The organism is Desulfosarcina variabilis str. Montpellier, from assembly GCF_048565275.1.
In the GTDB taxonomy this organism is placed as follows: Bacteria; Desulfobacterota; Desulfobacteria; order Desulfobacterales; family Desulfosarcinaceae; genus Desulfosarcina; species Desulfosarcina variabilis.
Map to the genome: position 1 here is coordinate 3,653,934 of NZ_CP159846.1, position 16,062 is coordinate 3,669,995.

The 16,062-nt window shown below is 49.9% G+C and carries 17 protein-coding genes; 6 read left to right on the forward strand and 11 right to left on the reverse strand.

Features of this window, described 5'->3' with window-relative positions; all coding sequences use genetic code 11:
- Nucleotides 1-8: 8 nt before the first annotated feature.
- A complete protein-coding gene (locus tag Dvar_RS16595) occupies nt 9-1,151 on the reverse strand; it encodes an acyl-CoA dehydrogenase family protein (RefSeq protein ID WP_419662801.1) in 1,143 nt (380 codons plus the stop codon).
- 320 nt (nt 1,152-1,471) lie between these two features.
- Here Dvar_RS16595 and Dvar_RS16600 point away from each other — a divergent pair, with 320 nt between their 5' ends.
- From Dvar_RS16600 to Dvar_RS16610, 3 genes are all read left to right on the forward strand, one after another.
- Nucleotides 1,472-1,939: an NUDIX hydrolase gene (locus Dvar_RS16600; protein ID WP_419662802.1), complete on the forward strand. Its 468-nt coding sequence runs from the start codon at nt 1,472-1,474 to the stop codon at nt 1,937-1,939.
- A gap of 16 nt (nt 1,940-1,955) precedes the next feature.
- Complete coding sequence (locus Dvar_RS16605; RefSeq protein ID WP_419662803.1) at nt 1,956-2,927, forward strand: HEAT repeat domain-containing protein; 972 nt, start codon at nt 1,956-1,958, stop codon at nt 2,925-2,927.
- A gap of 386 nt (nt 2,928-3,313) precedes the next feature.
- On the forward strand, nt 3,314-3,520 hold the full coding sequence (locus Dvar_RS16610) for a hypothetical protein (protein WP_419662804.1): 207 nt from the start codon (nt 3,314-3,316) through the stop codon (nt 3,518-3,520).
- Here Dvar_RS16610 and Dvar_RS16615 read toward each other — a convergent pair.
- Nucleotides 3,492-4,274, reverse strand: a complete 783-nt coding sequence (locus Dvar_RS16615; protein WP_419662805.1) for an RNA methyltransferase — start codon at nt 4,272-4,274, stop codon at nt 3,492-3,494. The two genes, Dvar_RS16610 and Dvar_RS16615, sit on opposite strands and share 29 nt — an antisense overlap.
- Nucleotides 4,275-4,547: 273 nt before the next feature.
- On the opposite strand from Dvar_RS16615, the gene pyrF reads away from it, so the two are divergent.
- Complete coding sequence (gene pyrF / locus Dvar_RS16620; RefSeq protein WP_419662806.1) at nt 4,548-5,276, forward strand: orotidine-5'-phosphate decarboxylase; 729 nt, start codon at nt 4,548-4,550, stop codon at nt 5,274-5,276.
- A 225-nt stretch (nt 5,277-5,501) separates the two neighbouring features.
- On the opposite strand, the gene Dvar_RS16625 is transcribed toward pyrF, so the two are convergent.
- The 7 genes from Dvar_RS16625 to Dvar_RS16655 form a co-directional block, all read right to left on the reverse strand.
- Nucleotides 5,502-6,722, reverse strand: coding sequence for an aspartate kinase (locus Dvar_RS16625; RefSeq protein ID WP_419662807.1), 1,221 nt, complete (start codon nt 6,720-6,722; stop codon nt 5,502-5,504).
- A gap of 47 nt (nt 6,723-6,769) precedes the next feature.
- The gene (tsaE, locus tag Dvar_RS16630) at nt 6,770-7,282 is read right to left on the reverse strand and encodes a tRNA (adenosine(37)-N6)-threonylcarbamoyltransferase complex ATPase subunit type 1 TsaE (protein WP_419662808.1); all 513 of its coding nucleotides are present in this window, start codon (nt 7,280-7,282) and stop codon (nt 6,770-6,772) included.
- A gap of 8 nt (nt 7,283-7,290) precedes the next feature.
- Nucleotides 7,291-8,895: an NAD(P)H-hydrate dehydratase gene (locus Dvar_RS16635; RefSeq protein ID WP_419662809.1), complete on the reverse strand. Its 1,605-nt coding sequence runs from the start codon at nt 8,893-8,895 to the stop codon at nt 7,291-7,293.
- A gap of 41 nt (nt 8,896-8,936) precedes the next feature.
- Nucleotides 8,937-9,662 (reverse strand): pyridoxine 5'-phosphate synthase, encoded by a 726-nt coding sequence (locus Dvar_RS16640; protein WP_419662810.1) that lies wholly within the window; start codon nt 9,660-9,662, stop codon nt 8,937-8,939.
- 2 nt (nt 9,663-9,664) lie between these two features.
- Entirely contained in the window at nt 9,665-10,048 is a 384-nt protein-coding gene (gene ybeY / locus Dvar_RS16645; RefSeq protein ID WP_419662811.1) for an rRNA maturation RNase YbeY, read from the reverse strand.
- Nucleotides 10,008-12,407 (reverse strand): HD family phosphohydrolase, encoded by a 2,400-nt coding sequence (locus Dvar_RS16650; RefSeq protein WP_419662812.1) that lies wholly within the window; start codon nt 12,405-12,407, stop codon nt 10,008-10,010. The genes ybeY and Dvar_RS16650 overlap by 41 nt, the downstream gene beginning before the upstream one ends.
- A 105-nt stretch (nt 12,408-12,512) precedes the next feature.
- Entirely contained in the window at nt 12,513-13,484 is a 972-nt protein-coding gene (locus Dvar_RS16655) for a PhoH family protein (RefSeq protein ID WP_419662813.1), read from the reverse strand.
- A 346-nt stretch (nt 13,485-13,830) separates the two neighbouring features.
- On the opposite strand from Dvar_RS16655, the gene Dvar_RS16660 reads away from it, so the two are divergent.
- Nucleotides 13,831-14,355 (forward strand): CvpA family protein, encoded by a 525-nt coding sequence (locus Dvar_RS16660; protein WP_419662814.1) that lies wholly within the window; start codon nt 13,831-13,833, stop codon nt 14,353-14,355.
- Complete coding sequence (mazG, locus tag Dvar_RS16665; protein ID WP_419662815.1) at nt 14,340-15,155, forward strand: nucleoside triphosphate pyrophosphohydrolase; 816 nt, start codon at nt 14,340-14,342, stop codon at nt 15,153-15,155. Before Dvar_RS16660 ends, mazG begins: the two co-directional genes overlap by 16 nt.
- A 93-nt stretch (nt 15,156-15,248) precedes the next feature.
- On the opposite strand, the gene Dvar_RS16670 is transcribed toward mazG, so the two are convergent.
- Both Dvar_RS16670 and Dvar_RS16675 read right to left on the reverse strand, forming a co-directional pair.
- Nucleotides 15,249-15,533, reverse strand: coding sequence for a hypothetical protein (locus Dvar_RS16670; protein ID WP_419662816.1), 285 nt, complete (start codon nt 15,531-15,533; stop codon nt 15,249-15,251).
- An 82-nt stretch (nt 15,534-15,615) separates the two neighbouring features.
- The gene (locus tag Dvar_RS16675; protein ID WP_419662817.1) at nt 15,616-16,038 is read right to left on the reverse strand and encodes a DVU0524 family FlgM-associated protein; all 423 of its coding nucleotides are present in this window, start codon (nt 16,036-16,038) and stop codon (nt 15,616-15,618) included.
- Nucleotides 16,039-16,062: the final 24 nt, after the last annotated feature.

A 16,062-nucleotide genomic window follows, 5' to 3' on the forward strand; every position in this document is an offset into this window, starting at 1 on the left:
GTTGCTCCTTATCCTTCCAAAACACTTTTGGCGATCACCATGCGGTGAACTTCCGAGGTGCCCTCGTAGATGCGGGTGACCCGCGCGTCGCGCCAATACCGTTCCACGGCGTAAGCTTTACTGTATCCATAGCCGCCGTGGATCTGAACGGCCAGATCCGTCACCCGGGTGGCGGTTTCGGCGGCGAACAACTTGGCCATGGCGGATTCCTTGGAATAGGGCAGATGCTTGTCTTTCATGGCCGCTGCCCGATAGACCATCAGCCGTGCGGCATCCACCTGGGTGGCCATATCGGCAATCATGGTCTGGATGGACTGATGCTGCGCAATGGGAACGCCGAATTGTTGGCGCTGGCGGGCGTAACGCACGCCCTCTTCCAGGGCTGCCTGGGCTATCCCCACCGCCTGGGCGCCAATGCCCATGCGGCCGGCATCCAGAGCGGCCAGGCCGATTTTAAGCCCCATGCCTTCCTTGGCCAAAAGGTTGCCTTTGGGGACATGGCAATCGGTGAGGCGGATCGAACAAACCGGATTGGCACGCATGCCGCACAGGTCTTCCAGGTCACCGGCCACAAATCCAGGTGTGCCCCGTTCGGCGACCACGACGCTAATGCCTCGTCGGCCGGCAGCCGGATCAGTGCGGCAGAAAATCAAGCACACGTCGGCAATACCGCCGTTGGTTACAAAAACCTTGTTGGCGTTGACTGTATAACCATCATCATCGGCCAGGGCCGTGGCCTCGATTCCGCCGGCATCGGAACCGGCATTGGGCTCGGTCAAACAGAAGGCGCCGATTTTTTCGCCTCTGGCCAGGGGAGGGACCCAGCGCTCAATCTGACTGTCATCACCAAAGGTCAGGATCGGATAGACACCAACACTGTTGTGAACAGTCACACACAAGCCCATGGCCCCGCTGACGCGTGAGATTTCTTCGATGATAATGGCATAACTGACCGCATCCAGGCCCGCTCCGCCCAGGGATTGGGGAACCTGGATGCCAAAATAGCCCAACCGGCCCATCTTTTCAGCCACATCCCAGGGAAAACGGGCTTCCTGATCAATTTGTGCGGCCACCGGGCGAAGCTCACGCTCGCAAAAGCGGCGTACTGACTGGCGGACGGCACGATGTTTTTTTTCGAGCAGCATATCCATGAAGGGGGTAATCCTGTCGATCGTTCAGTGGGTTGTTTATTCTGGGTGATTGAATCAAAACGGATTCATGGCCATCGCCTGCTCAACGGGCGCCTGTTGGTTGCGCTTTCCAGACCGCAAGGGATGGCCGGCTTACGGATAGGAACGCTGATGCAGCTATCAGAATTTGGCGTGTGCGTCAATGACTCCGAAGCCCGATTATTTTAAAATTGAAGCCATTGTCAAATGGTGATACCACCACCGGTATCGATTTTTTTGCCCCGTCAACCCTTATTTTTTTAATGTCTGGTTCATGATCCGGAATAAAGATCGAAAGATTGATGGATGAGATGGAACCCCAACCGGCAATACGTGGCAGTTATCCAGTGACACCCCGGCCGGCGGTCGGTGCTGTGGTTTTCAAGGACAATGCCGTGCTTTTGGTACGGCGCGGAAAACCCCCTGCCAAAGGAATGTGGGCCATTCCCGGTGGCAGCGTCCGGTTGGGGGAAACGCTTCAGACGGCGGCCGAGCGGGAAATATTGGAAGAGACCGGTATTATCGTTCGGGCTGGACGGCCGGTATATGTTTTCGACGTGATCGAGCATGATGAAGACGGTGGGGTAAAATTTCATTATGTCATCGTGGATTTAGTGGCCGAGTATGTGGACGGAGAGCCTTGTCCCGGCGATGATGCAACGGATGCACGCTGGGTCCGGGAGGTCGATTTAGTGAACCTTGACGTCAATCCGGCCACCCGTCGCCTGCTGGCCGAAACATTCGATTTTGGTTGTGAATCAGACTTATAAAAGAAGAGAGGATTGTATGAAAACCATTCCAGATAGTGAACAAGCACGGATTCGAAAATGGGCCGAAAAGATGGATCATGATGTGACCCTTCGTTATGCAACGGCCGATCACCCCATGGATGACACGTTTAAGGCCTTTGCCAATCAACTGACCGAGCTTGCGCCCTGTGTGCATTTAAAAAAAGATGGTGATGCATTGGTCCGTCTGCCCGCATTGTTTGTCGGGCCGCATAAGACTTATCAGGCCCTGCCATTGAACCGCGAACTGGAACCCTTTCTAACGGCCCTTGGCGATGCGTCTGCGTTTGCCGATCAGCTTGCCAAAGGGGTGCGTGAGCAGCTTGACCGTCTTGAGGTCCCGGCGATGACCAAAGTCTATATCACACCGCACTGTCCGTTTTGCCCCACGGTTGTATCGCTCTTGTTGGGACTGGCGGCAGCCAGTGATCGTGTACGACTGTCGATCATTGACGGTGAGTTGTTTCCGGACGAGGCGCAAAAAGACCGTGTCAGTGCCGCGCCCACGATTATCCTGGACGACCAGTTTCGTTGGACCGGATCCGTTGATGCCAATGAACTGGTCACTATGATGTTGGACCGTGATCCCGCTGGTTTGGGAGCCGATGCCCTGCAAGGCCTGATTGAAGATGGTGATGCCCAGGGGGTGGCTCAGATGATGGCCGATAATGGAACGCTTTTTCCGGCGTTTTTCAAACTGTTGACCCACCCGCGCTGGTCCGTGCGATTAGGCGCCATGGTGACCTTCGAAACACTCGTCGAACTGGACCCACAGCTGGCCGCACAGGTTGTCGATCCGATTATCAGCTGCTTTGGTGATGTGGATGACATGGTCAAGGGGGATCTTTTGCACGTGGTGGGAGAGTCGGGCAACCCGGCGGCCATGCCGTTTTTAAAGTCGGTGGCCAGTGATGCCGAGGATGAAGAAGTGCGTGACGCGGCAATCGAGGCCATTGAAAAACTGAACTAATCCAATCGGTATACGCTGGTCATCAGGAGGGAGGCCGTTGACGGTTTCTTTCCATTCACGATGCCGGTAAAGATCCCTTTAAATTGTAACTTTTTAGGATTTCAGGGCTCTATAGATATGGAAGGTGAAAACATGCTCAGCTTCCATTCTTACCTCCTCTCATTCCTAGAGCCCCCAACAATCCCCAATGTGTTCGGGGGCTCATCCTTTTTAGTGTTTGTGGTGCGATACAGGGACAAGATGCGGTTGGCATTTGACAAGGTGATTGCTTTTCCTTTAAATATTGTCCACCCGAATCATGTCCAGCGAAAAATAACCCCTTTGGTTTATTTGTTGTCGTTAATAACGGATTGAATTTATTTGGATTCAAACAAGAGGTCGAATGGATGAACACACAAACGCTGATCCTGACAGTACTCATTTTATGGCTGATCACGGGCTTGGCTTTTTTGTCCGCTTATTCCGAGGTCAAGCGGACCGGCGGCACGCTCGTGGATGCCATGCGCAATAACGAATCTTTCTTTTTTTTCCTTAGCATCGTCGTGGGGCTGGTGGTGGTCGCTTTTAAGCTTTCCGGTTCTTTTCCGTTTTAAACGCATCGATTTGCTTTTTTTCGTCTGCGTGTTTTCTACGCTCATTATCGATCCAGTCAATACGACTCCACAACCCATGCAGAATGCGCACCTCTCTGTCATCCAGACCGCTGCGTCCGAACATGCGCCGAAACGCCCGCAATATATGATCCGGGTTTTGGGGGTCCAGATATTCGGCTGCCAGAAGGGTCCGGCGCATGTGCTGGAACATGTTTTCCACATCCCTGGCCTGAGCCGGCACCCGGTCGCCATTGATGCGGGAATCCGCCGTGAGTGCCTTTTTACGTAGCTCGTAAAGAAACAAGGCGACGGCGTGGGACAGATTCATCGACGGATAGTTACTATCCGTGGGAATGGTTACGAACGCATGGCATAAATCCAACTCTCTGGTGGTCAGCCCCCGGTCTTCACGGCCAAACACAAAGGCCACGGTGGATCCCGTGGGTTGAGCCAACGCTTGAACCGCACTTTGTTCAGGTGTTAACAGCCCTTCACGGTATTTCCCAAAGCGACGCGTGGTTCCAAAGGCCAGATGACAATCTGCCAGGGCGGCGCTCAGCGTTGGAAAAACAGATGCCTGGCTTAAAATCGTTTCTGCTTTTAGGGCCATGCGCCGGGACGCAAGGGATCGATAGTCATTACAGGGGTTGACCAGGCACAGATCAGACACGCCAAAATTCATCATTGAGCGGCAAACCGAGCCCACATTAATCGGCCCCTGGGGCTCTACAAGGATGATGCGAATATTTTGCATGGTAACGAATTAGTGAAAATGGTTGTTTCCCACATGGACCGGGTTGAAAATCGTGCCATCCAAATCAAGAGGGCTGAGCGAAAATGGCACAGTGTGACGGACGTGTCAATGTTACCGTATCAACCTCAGCAATTGTAATTTTGCTTTTTCAACAAAAGCTTTTCCCCGTGTTGAGAATAGGATAAAAAACAAGAAATCGTCTGACCGTCAACCCAACCATTTTTGCTGAACCGCCATTTTTTGTGAACCTATAGATTAGGACAAGGATGACGAATGAAAACCGCCAAAGATTATATTGTGTTTCCCTTGGATGTGCCCAGTCCGGAAACGGCTCGCAGCCTGGTGTCGCTTCTGGCTGATGATGTGGGAATGTTTAAGATTGGCCTTGAATTGTTTATCCGATCAGGGCCGGAACTGGTGCGATGGATTGTACACCAGGGTAGCGCCAAAGTGTTTCTGGACTTAAAACTTCACGACATCCCGGCTACCGTCCAGCGCGCCATGACCCAGGTGGCTGAGCTGGGGGTGTATTTTGCAACCGTTCACTGTGGGGAAAGTCAAGCCATGCTCGAGGCCGCCGTGACGGGTGCCGCCGGTAAAGTGAATGTGCTCGGGGTAACCGTGCTGACCAGTGTCTCTGCGGAGGATGTAAAGACCGCTGGGTATCAGGAACCATACTATACGGATTTGCAGCAGTTGGTGATGAAAAAGGCAGTCATGGCCAAAGATGCCGGATGTGCCGGTATCGTCTGTTCAGGCCATGAGGTCCAGCACGTCAAAGCAGTGTTGGGCGAATCGTTTCAGGCGGTGACGCCCGGTATCCGGCTGGCCGGTAAAACGGTCAGTCAGGATGATCAATCAAGGATCGTTACGCCTTCCATGGCTATTGAAAGGGGCGCGGATTATCTGGTTATCGGCAGACCGATCCGTGATGCCGACGATCCAAGGGCGGCGGCCAGAGAAATTGCCGCACAGATCCAATTGGCTTTGACCGGTGCGTAATGAATAAGGCGAATCAAACCTAAGATAATCGGTTGATTCGCCTTTTAACCAGCTTAAAACAATTACGCTTTGAAAAAACGCCATAAACAGAGGGCGATTACCACTACACACACAAAAAGAACAAAACGAAGCTGATCAGGGGAAAAGGACTTCATCGGTCTGATTTCCTCCAGAAACCGATCAATCTTGATGAACTCGTAAGAAGTTTCTGTTCGGACGGATTCGTCAATCCTCGCGATCAAGGCCAAAAGTGGTGTGCAGCACCCTGACGGCCAGCTCCGTATATTTCTCCTCAATGATGCATGAAATCCGAATTTCCGAGGTGCTGATCATGATGATGTTGATATTTTCCCGTGCTAGGGCATTGAACATCAATGATGCCACTCCGGAATGGTTTTTCATGCCCACCCCGATAACCGATACCTTGGCAATGTCGGTATCCCCAAAAACATCTTCGGCGCCGATGGTCTGGGCGATCTTTTTTTCGATTTCCAGGGCGCGTTCGTAATCACCTTTGGGAACGGTGAAGGTCAGATCGGTTTGACCACCGACCCGGGTATTTTGAATGATCATGTCCACCAGGATTCCCGCTTCGGCGATGGGGGAGAATATTTTTGCAGCAACACCGGGTTGGTCAGGGACTTTTTTTAAGGTAATGCGTGCCTGATTCAGGTCGTGGGTCACGCCGGAAACAACCAGTTGCTCCATCGCGGAATCTTCGTTAACCACCATGGTGCCTTCCTCCTCTGAAAAAGATGATCGAACGTGAACGGGAATGTTGTACTTCTTGGCGAAACCAACCGACCGGATTTGGAGCACCTTCGCTCCTAAACTGGCCATGTTGAGCATTTCGTCATAGGAGATGACCTTGATTTTCCTGGCCTTGGGGCAGATGTTGGGATCTGCCGTGTAGATGCCGTCCACATCTGTATAGATTTCACAAATATCGGCATCAAGGGCGGCGGCGATGGCTACTGCCGAGGTGTCCGACCCACCGCGTCCCAGTGTAGTGATATTGCCTTTGATGTCAGCGCCTTGAAAACCGGCAACCACGATAATATTGCGGTCGGAAATCAGCCGCCGGATTCGCTCCCCGCCAATTTCAAGAATGCGGGCGTTGCCGTATTCGCAGTCGGTAACGACTTCGGCCTGGTGACCCAGAAGCGACTGGGCTTTGTATCCCATGTCTTTGAGCAGCATAGCCAACAGGGCCGCAGTGGTTTGCTCACCGGTGGCCAGCAGCACATCCAGTTCCCGGCGATCCGGCGCTCCGGATGCCTCGTTGGCCAGTCCGATGAGCCGGTCGGTTACACCGGCCATGGCGGAGAGGATCACGACCACATCATTTCCCTGATCGTAGGCCTTTATCACTCGCTTGGCCACGTTGCGGATACGTGACACATCGGCAACGGATGTCCCTCCAAATTTTTGAACGATCAATGCCATAACAATATACCTTAAATAATTAACTATGGGTTAACCCATCAACCCGTTTAAGGGGATGATGAAATGCCGATGTCCTTTAGCAGATCCGCCGGATCAAGTCCACATGCAATTATCTGAATGGATCGACAGGTGTCATCTACCACTTTAAAAATGAGATCCAATCGGCAAGGTGGTCGATCGGAAGGGTGTAAACGCTGGGCCCATTCAATGGCCACAATGCCGGTGTTGTCCAATAAATCATCTAATCCGATATCGATCGGGTCAACCGGTTCGGGTAATCGATACAGGTCCACATGAAAAAACGGCAACCTGCCGGGATACTCGTTGATCAGCGTGTAGGTCGGGCTGGTCACCGGAATCGACGGCGGAACATCCAGTCCTGAGGCAAGCCCTTGGGCGAATGCCGTTTTACCGCTGCCCAGATCGCCGTACAACAATAGCGTCAACGGGCGATCGAGTCGCCGGCCGATGGTGCGACCCAGGCTGATGGTTGCGTCGGCCGAGCGGGTGTTAACCACAAGGCCATTTGATTGGCTTTGGTTGGAAATCTCGACACCCATGTCGTTTATCAGTCCATTGAATAGAATAGGGGATCCGTATCCAGCCAGGGGTCATGGTCTTCACCGTTTAGCATTTGCTCTAGCGCCTCGGGAAGGGTATCCATGACATCCGTTGCCAGATAGCCCACCGGCGCTTTTATCCGCGCCATGCGATCGGCAGCCAGACCGTGCAAATAGACACCGCTTTGGGCGGCATCCTCAATTGACAGCCCCTGGCAAACCAGGCCGGCAATGATTCCGGTCAGTACATCGCCCATGCCGCCGGCGGCCATGCCCGGGTTTCCGGTGGGATTGATAAAAACCATGCCATCCGGCTGGGCGATAATAGTACCTGCGCCTTTGAGTACCACAACGACACCGTACTGTTTGGCAAAGGAGCGCGCATGGCCGATACGGTCACTCTGGATATCGGCGGTTGACTGTCCACTGAGTCTGGCCATTTCACCTGGATGGGGGGTGAGCACAATGGGAGATTGGCGCTTGGACAAGATGTCCGAATCTTCGGCAATCAAATTCAGCCCATCTGCATCAATCACCAACGGAACGGGACTGGCTTGGATCAACCGGGATAACAATCGACCGGTTGAGGGGGCAGTGCCGATTCCAGGTCCCACAGCCAGGCACCTTTTACCTTCAAAATGGGAAAGGAGCGTCTCAATCGCCGACTCGTCCAGCCCACCCTGATCCGATTCAGCCAATGGCACCGTCATCGCTTCTGTGACCATTGTTTCGAGAACCGGATTCAGGGAAAAAGGGACGCCCAAGGTAACCAATCCAGCACCGACGCGCATGGCCGACATGGCTGCCATGGCTGCGGCACCGGTTTTTCCTGGTGATCCGGCCAGAACCATTAAATGGCCGGTCTGCCCTTTGTGGGCGGTGGCCGACCGCCGGGCAAATTGCCGTTTTAACGTGCCAGGCGTGATCAGATGTTGTCGGCACCCCACATCTGTCGCCACATGCGGCGGAATACCAATTTCGATGACTTTTAACCGCCCGGTTAGGGTTCGTCCAGGGTAACTGAGGTGGCCAACTTTGGCAAATCCAAAAGTGGCGGTGGCGGTGGCCTGGATACAGGTGCCACACACCTGTCCGGTATCGGCATTCAGACCCGAGGGAATATCCACCGCAAAAACCGGTCGATTCTGTTGGTTGATGAAATCGATGGCCGTTCGAAAAAAACCACGTACATCCGATTTCAGGCCTGTACCCAAAATGGCATCGATCCAGATGTGCTGGTGACGCATGGCCATTTGTTGCTGCACAAACGCATCTTCATCGGTTATTTCAATCACCGGTACACCCACGGCATCCAACAGATTCAGGTTCGCAGCCGCATCGCCAGTGATGTGCTGTTTTGGAGCAAGCAGAAAAACAGTCACGGCAATGCCCTTTTGGTGCAAGTAGCGAGCCATGACAAACCCGTCTCCACCGTTGTTACCTCGGCCGGCCATAATCCCAACAGGACCATTGTGAAGGCCATATATCGCTTCCAGGAAAAAAGCGGTTGCCCCGCGACCTGCATTTTCCATAAGCACACGACCGGGAATACCAAAGGATTCGATCGTGCTTTGATCCATACGCTGCATCTCGTTGGCGGTCACCAGAAACATTTGGTTTTCCTCATGAATGATCAGGATAATCGTTTAATAGGCTAATTATCGAGGTCTTCGATCAATGTCCGCATTTCACGAACCGCTCGGTCCATCCCGACCAAAGCAGCCCGGGAAACAATGCTGTGGCCGATGCTAAATTCATCAATTTCGACCAATCCCTTGAAGGCTTTGATGGTGGTATAGCATAGACCATGGCCTGCGTTAACGCCTAATCTTAGCTTTTTTGCCAGTTTGGCTGCATCAACGATCTTGGTCAATGCCTGCTTGCGTTGGGGCTCTGCGATGGCATCACAAAAAACGCCGGTATGAATTTCGATCATATCGGCACCTGCCTGGTGGGCGACTTTGATTTGATCGGGGTCGGCATCAATGAAAATACTCACTGGAATTCCGTTATTTTGCAGTGCGCCAATGGTTTCAGTGATGGATTTGTTTTGAACGACGAGGTCAAGCCCCCCTTCGGTGGTGATTTCCTCACGGCTTTCAGGAACCAGGGTTACCAAATCCGGGCGTACATCCAGTGCGATCCCGACCATTTCAGACGTGTTGGCCATCTCCAGAATTAATTTGGTTTGGACGATCTTACGGAGCAATCGGACGTCACGATCCTGGATGTGGCGCCGGTCTTCACGCAAGTGGCAAACAATACCGTCCGCTCCGGCCAATTCGGCCAACACCGCCGCGGCGACCGGATCCGGGTAGTTTACTTTCCTAGCCTCTCTCAATGTGGCGATATGATCAATATTAACTGCCAGACCCGCCATACTTAATCCTCCTTACCAATCAGGTTGAGTAGTTCATCGCTTTTTTCATCCATAATTTTTGCATCTTCGGCAGAATTAACGTGATCGTAGCCCACCAGATGGAGAATCCCATGGATCAACAATTGATAGAAGCGCTCCAACGTTTCCATGCCGGCATCAGCGGCTTCTTGATGCGCCGTGTCAGCAGAAATCACTACATCGCCCAACAGATTCGGTGTGATGTCGGAAAACGGTCCCTCCTGCATGGGAAAAGAGATGACGTTGGTCGGGCCGGCATGGTTGAGATAGGTGGTATTAAGCCGTGCAATTTGCTCATCATCCACGATCAGAATGGAAAGCTGACCGTCAGGATAGCCCAAGGCGTTTAAAATGCGCTCGGCGGTCATCTGAATTTTTTGTTTTGGTAGCTGGTGACGGCTTTGCCGATCGTCGATCAAGATTTCCATTTTTTTGCTTTCTATAAGTCATCGCCGCACTGTCTTGATATTCGATGCGGTGGTGGTGGATACCATTTAGAATTTTATTGAAACTTTTTGCGATCAGGTGAAGATCTCTCAGTGTGAGTTCACAGTGGTCTAATTGTCCGTCGGAAAAAATTTTATTGATCAGGTTTTGTACCAATCCCTGGATGCGTGAAGGCGTAGGGTTTTCAAGGGTTCGCGATGCCGCCTCAACAACGTCGGCGAGCATGACCAAACCGGCCTCACGGGTTTGGGGCCTGGGCCCCGGGTACCTGAAGTCATCGATAATGACCGCATCTTCTCCTTTTACGGCTTTTGCCTTCTCATAAAAGTAACTGATCAAACTGGTGCCATGGTGTTGTTGAATGGTATCCCTAATGGATTGGCCGAGTTTGTTTTCGCGGGCGAGTTCAACGCCATTTTTAACATGGGCAATGAGGATCAGCGCAGACATGGAGGGTGCCAGTTTGTCATGCCGGTTTCTACCGTCAGATTGATTTTCGATAAAGTACAGGGGTTGTTTAAGCTTGCCAATATCATGGTAATAACCGCAGACTTTGGACAATATGGGATTGGCACCAATCTCGGTGGCGGCGGCTTCCACCAGAGAACCAACGATAACGCTATGGTGATACGTTCCTGGTGCTTCCAGCATTAAACGACGGAGAATGGGGCGATCCAGGTTGGCGAGTTCAAGTAATGTGATATCCGTGGTGTAATGAAATACCATCTCTACCACCGGTGCCGTGCCAGCCGTAATAATACCGGCACCGATACCCCCCCAAAACGCCAGGATAAGATCAACGGTCAACGTGGTCCATGCGGTGACGCCAAGGTAACAATCAATACATACGGCTAAAAAGGCATTGAGGATTGCCAATTTTGCCGCAGCCTGGATAATGACTTTTCTTTCTCGACAATCCTGGAGCCACCAGGAAGCCATCGTACAACTCAGAATGAAATACACAAACGTTTCCAGATTCCCCTGAAGCAACAGGGATACGCATAAGCACAAGGCCAAAGAAAAGATCAACGCAATTTCACGTCCCATAAAAAGGCAGACGATCATGGCGCCTGCGGCAAGCGGGATGCCAAAACCCAGTGAAGACTCTGAACGAGACAATGGAAGGCCAAAAAACCATGTTTCCGGTAAGGTTTCGGATATTTTTACCACAAAGATGAAAGCCACAAGGATACAGGAGAGAAAAAGAAGGTCTTTGTTGCTGTACGTGTTGATCTTCCCTCGGTTTTTGAGTCGAACATGGTATTGGATAATCAAAATAACAATAAAAAGTGCTGCGGAGCCGGACATGGAAATAGGCAAATGATGAATGTCACTGCGTCCTTCCATGGCATTGAGTTTGCGCAATTGCAACGGCGTCACCCGTTCGCCTTCCCGAAGCAGCATCTCCCCTTTCTTGATCATATACAGTACCGGTTTGATGCGCTGGGCGCTGGTTTCGCGTCGTGCCTCGGTTTCAAGGCTGTTAAATGTTATATTGGGCCTGATCAGCCGCTGAGATAGGTCCACCACCAAGTTCAGCAACGCATAGTCCAGTCCTTTTAGAAGCGGGTCGCCAATCACGCGAACCATGGTTTTGGCCTGATCAATCCCGTAAAATTGTTTGAGGTTGAGAATATGAGTCTCTGTGAGGGTCTCGACATTGCGTAAGGTGATGCCTTTGTCCGATTCTTCCAAAAGCATCTCTTTGTTGGCAACCACACCGGTAGAATAAATATCGGTCGTGATGCTGATAAGCAGTTTGGGGATCTCTTTGGAAAACCCATGTTCGAGTAGAATCGCGTATGCGCCATCGCTGATCTGTACGCCCATCAGACGGTCAAACCGGCTTTTCTTGGCCATCAAGCGTTCTTCTATGGGAACCTGCGGTAGATCGGGGTATTTTACAGGTACAGCGGGTGCGCCGGCCGTCACTGATGCGCTGGCCGGCGGCATCTGTAACGCAGTATTTAATTTTTTGCTTTCTTCCTCGAATATACCGTGCATGGTATCAAACGAATCGTTTATTCGGGAAGTCGTGCTTTTTAAGATTTTGGGATTAAGATCGTAAACAGCGAATACGTTTTCAATCGCTTGACGGCGGTTGGTCTCGGTTGCGGCCAAATCTTCAATGAAGAAATTTTCCGATGCTTTTACATCGGTTTTAGCCACATCACCCACTTCATAGCGGTGCTTTTTTACAACCAGGCGCGGATATAGACTGATGGTAAATACGATGGCGATGAAGAACAGCAATCCCCAACGGACCTGGGGGCTCGTCATGAAATATCGGCTAATGGCCTCAATTTTGCGGTCACGAATCATTTGCCAATCACGTGGACGTTCCGGTTAACGATCGTAGTATAATTCATAACACTTAGGCTTTCGCTATTTGTGGTTCCGGCTTGCCTCCAACATCTCGTAGGCATTGATGATATCTTGAACCAATCGATGGCGCACCACATCTTGCTTTGTAAAATGAATGAAACCAATACCGGAAACCGAGGTCAATATTTCATTGGCTTCGACCAGCCCTGAAGATTTGCCTGTTGGCAGATCGATTTGGGTGATGTCTCCGGTGACGACGGCTTTGGAGTTGAAACCGATACGGGTTAAAAACATTTTCATCTGTTCGGTCGTGGTGTTTTGCGCTTCATCTAGAATCACAAACGCCTCGTTCAACGTTCGTCCTCGCATGAAAGCCAATGGCGCGACTTCAATGACACCATTTTGCATTAGCGAAGCCACTTTTTCAAAACGCATCATATCATGCAAGGCATCGTAAAGGGGTCTTAAATATGGGTCAACCTTTTCAGCCAAATCTCCAGGTAAGAAACCCAAGGATTCACCGGCTTCCACGGCAGGCCGTGTCAAAATGATCCGATTGACGGTTCCTTTGGTCAATGCTGAAACAGCCATGGCCATGGCCAAATAGGTTTTTCCCGTACCGGCCGGACCAATGCCGAATACAATGTCGAAGTTACGAATGGCCTCAATGTAGGCTTTCTGATTCTGATTCCTGGGCGCAATGGCGCGCTTTTTGGCTGTTATAAAAACCGTGTCCAGAAAAATCTTTTTTAAATTTACATTGTGGTTTTCTCTTAAAATTCTTAGTGCATAATCGATGTCAGCGGGAAAGACTGGGTATTTTTCTTTTAGCAGTCCATAAAGCTGTTCAAGCACCAGACGCGCAAGATCAACGGCGACTGGATCGCCTTTCAGATGTACAGTGTTGCCGCGTGCATCAATCTGAATCAGTAAAAGGGTTGCCAGATGTCTGAGATTTCCATCTCGTTCACCAAAAAGCTGCTTGGCCAATTCAAAATCGCTGAAAGTTAAACGGGTTTGCTTGTTTTGCATACGTCCATCAAAATGATTTGATTAACAAATAACGTCGATCGACCTTGTTAAACGTGTAACCTTTACTAAACGTTTTCCAAACGTCCACGCGTGCGCTTTTAGACGTATGGTGTCAACAGCTTTGGCATATCCGACTTTGTCTGCGATTGCAAATGACAATTTCCGTTTCAACTAGCTTTGGGAAAAGACTTGACTGGTCAATGGGGCTCTGTTAACGTTACCCATTTAATTATCATGGAACACCTTGTTTTTATTTGTATTTCTTTTTATAGCAGATTCCGGCAAAGGATGCACCGGCACCTGCCTTTTCCCAACCAAAGAACGGCTTTTCATTTAAGGGAACCTGATGAATTCGCTTGATATCCTGATTCTTACTATTTTAGCGTATGGATTGATTCGAGGCATTTTTCGAGGGCTGATAAGGGAAATCTCAGCAATTGTCGGCGTTTTGGGTGGTTTTTATGCAGCCTACTCCTATTATCCGCATGTATCGAACTTGCTATCCGCCTGGATCTCGAATCCAGCCTATTTGAATATTTTAAGCTATTTAATCCTTTTTTCTGCCGTTGTGATTGTTGTTAATATCCTTGCTGTCGTCATTAAATACCTGCTCAACATTGCCTACCTGGGATGGGTTGATCGAGTCTGTGGTGCGTTGTTTGGTATGCTAAAAGGGGGCCTTGTCATTTGTGTCTTGTTTATCGCGCTCACCGCTTTTTTGCCAAAAGGTGCCGCATTCGTCAAAGAATCAACGCTTGCTCCCCATGTGGCTACCGTATCTGAATTCATGGCCCATGTGATTCCAGAAGACATGAAACAACAGTTTAAATCTAAAATCGAGGACCTAAAAAAGATATGGCAGAGTCGGTAAAGGGAGCTAGGTCAACCTCGATTGATCCGTTGGTGGAATTGATCGAGACGCTAAGAGGTAAAAATGGATGCCCTTGGGATAAAAAGCAAACACCCGGCTCCATGGCCCGCTACCTGATCGAAGAGGCATATGAGTTGGTGGATGCAATTTTAGCCAACAATGCACAGGACATCTGTGAAGAGGCAGGGGATGTTTTATTTCAAATCCTTTTTATTATTAATCTTTTCAAGGAAAATGGGCACTTTGATTACCAGGATGTGATAGAAAAAAACGTCAAGAAAATGATACACAGACATCCCCACGTGTTTGGTGATGTAAAGGCGGAAACGGCTGAACTGGTCAGTCAAAACTGGCAAAAAATCAAGTCGGCAGAAAAAGGAAACAATCCATGCGAGTCCGTTTTGGATTCGGTTCCCAGGAACATGACAGCCTTGATCAGAGCCGGCTTGATTTCAGAGCGAGCAGCAAAAACTGGCTTTGATTGGGACGATATTTCCGGTGTAATGGAAAAAACCATGGAGGAGTGGGAGGAATTTTCTGGAGAAGTGACGCCTAATATGCATTTGGCCGACAAAGCAAAAGCCACCATGGAATTCGGTGACATCCTGTTTTCAATGGTCAATGTTGCCCGCTTTGCCGGTATTAATCCGGAAATCGCATTGTTACAATCCATTCAGAAGTTTGAGAAACGGTTCAGGTATATAGAGGCCCAAGCAGATGAATCAGGTCGAATAATTGACGATCTGACATTCAAGGAAATGCATCAACTGTGGGATGAAGCAAAAGAAAAGATAGGATAGCTTTTTACCGATAGTCCTTAAACGCACTGCATCGGGCGCACCACTACTTCACCCGGTCATGTTGCCAGCCTTTGATTGTTTTATTTCTATGGATTAAGCATGTTCGTCAATGGGTTTTTGTTCAGGTGGAACCCTAAAAACGACGTTGCCTTTTTTATCATATTTTTCAAAGTAAACGCCGTTCTCGTCGCTATTGTAACTGCTTGTTTTTTGTTCCGTATCGGATTCCGGCTTTGCACTTTCTTCAGTATTTTCAATGGGGCGTTCTTCAATCACCTTTTCTGTTTTTTGAAGTGCAACATCCCTATCTTCAACAGCGTTGCTGTGATCCACTCGTGTCGTCATTCTGACGGTTGATTCGCCAATTGATTCTAACATGGCATTCCCCCTTTGCTTTTTTCCCAAATGATCGCCGTTGTCTTCACCCCGTCCTTTCAGCGGTTGTTTTTACGGCTGTAGTTCATTTATTTTTTTCATTATTATTGTTAATCGCCGCTTTGGCAAGCTCATCCAAACGGTTCAATAATGTTTGGGAGTTGTCAACGGCAATGGATCTCGTTTCTTTTTTGTTATTGTTGGCAATGGTGTTGAAAATAAATTGATTTTCGTTACCCTCGGCGTGGTATGCGTCGTCAACGCTTTGTATTTGTTTGCTCATCTCTTGGTCAAAGCCTGTTTCAGGATCTATATTGGTAATTTTTTTTAGTACACGCTCAGCCACTTTTTCCATTACCGACAGGTTTTTACCTTTGGCTGAAATTGTTGACGAATCATTTTCTTGATCGCCTCTTGTGCTACCCGACATCTGGTGAGGTTTCCCCTGGCTTAACTGCCGTCGGTAGACATTAAGCACATTATGAATCTGATAGCTTTGAATCTGCATATATGTTCCTCCGATGGTTCTATC

What these genes read in the sequence shown, in the direction of transcription:
- Dvar_RS16595 (WP_419662801.1), bottom strand. Translation starts at nt 1,151, where the DNA reads ATGGATATGCTGCTCGAAAAAAAACATCGTGCCGTCCGCCAGTCAGTA.
- Dvar_RS16600 (WP_419662802.1), top strand. Translation starts at nt 1,472, where the DNA reads ATGGATGAGATGGAACCCCAACCGGCAATACGTGGCAGTTATCCAGTG.
- Dvar_RS16605 (WP_419662803.1), top strand. Translation starts at nt 1,956, where the DNA reads ATGAAAACCATTCCAGATAGTGAACAAGCACGGATTCGAAAATGGGCC.
- Dvar_RS16610 (WP_419662804.1), top strand. Translation starts at nt 3,314, where the DNA reads ATGAACACACAAACGCTGATCCTGACAGTACTCATTTTATGGCTGATC.
- Dvar_RS16615 (WP_419662805.1), bottom strand. Translation starts at nt 4,274, where the DNA reads ATGCAAAATATTCGCATCATCCTTGTAGAGCCCCAGGGGCCGATTAAT.
- pyrF (WP_419662806.1), top strand. Translation starts at nt 4,548, where the DNA reads ATGAAAACCGCCAAAGATTATATTGTGTTTCCCTTGGATGTGCCCAGT.
- Dvar_RS16625 (WP_419662807.1), bottom strand. Translation starts at nt 6,722, where the DNA reads ATGGCATTGATCGTTCAAAAATTTGGAGGGACATCCGTTGCCGATGTG.
- tsaE (WP_419662808.1), bottom strand. Translation starts at nt 7,282, where the DNA reads ATGGGTGTCGAGATTTCCAACCAAAGCCAATCAAATGGCCTTGTGGTT.
- Dvar_RS16635 (WP_419662809.1), bottom strand. Translation starts at nt 8,895, where the DNA reads ATGTTTCTGGTGACCGCCAACGAGATGCAGCGTATGGATCAAAGCACG.
- Dvar_RS16640 (WP_419662810.1), bottom strand. Translation starts at nt 9,662, where the DNA reads ATGGCGGGTCTGGCAGTTAATATTGATCATATCGCCACATTGAGAGAG.
- ybeY (WP_419662811.1), bottom strand. Translation starts at nt 10,048, where the DNA reads ATGACCGCCGAGCGCATTTTAAACGCCTTGGGCTATCCTGACGGTCAG.
- Dvar_RS16650 (WP_419662812.1), bottom strand. Translation starts at nt 12,407, where the DNA reads ATGACGAGCCCCCAGGTCCGTTGGGGATTGCTGTTCTTCATCGCCATC.
- Dvar_RS16655 (WP_419662813.1), bottom strand. Translation starts at nt 13,484, where the DNA reads ATGCAAAACAAGCAAACCCGTTTAACTTTCAGCGATTTTGAATTGGCC.
- Dvar_RS16660 (WP_419662814.1), top strand. Translation starts at nt 13,831, where the DNA reads ATGAATTCGCTTGATATCCTGATTCTTACTATTTTAGCGTATGGATTG.
- mazG (WP_419662815.1), top strand. Translation starts at nt 14,340, where the DNA reads ATGGCAGAGTCGGTAAAGGGAGCTAGGTCAACCTCGATTGATCCGTTG.
- Dvar_RS16670 (WP_419662816.1), bottom strand. Translation starts at nt 15,533, where the DNA reads ATGTTAGAATCAATTGGCGAATCAACCGTCAGAATGACGACACGAGTG.
- Dvar_RS16675 (WP_419662817.1), bottom strand. Translation starts at nt 16,038, where the DNA reads ATGCAGATTCAAAGCTATCAGATTCATAATGTGCTTAATGTCTACCGA.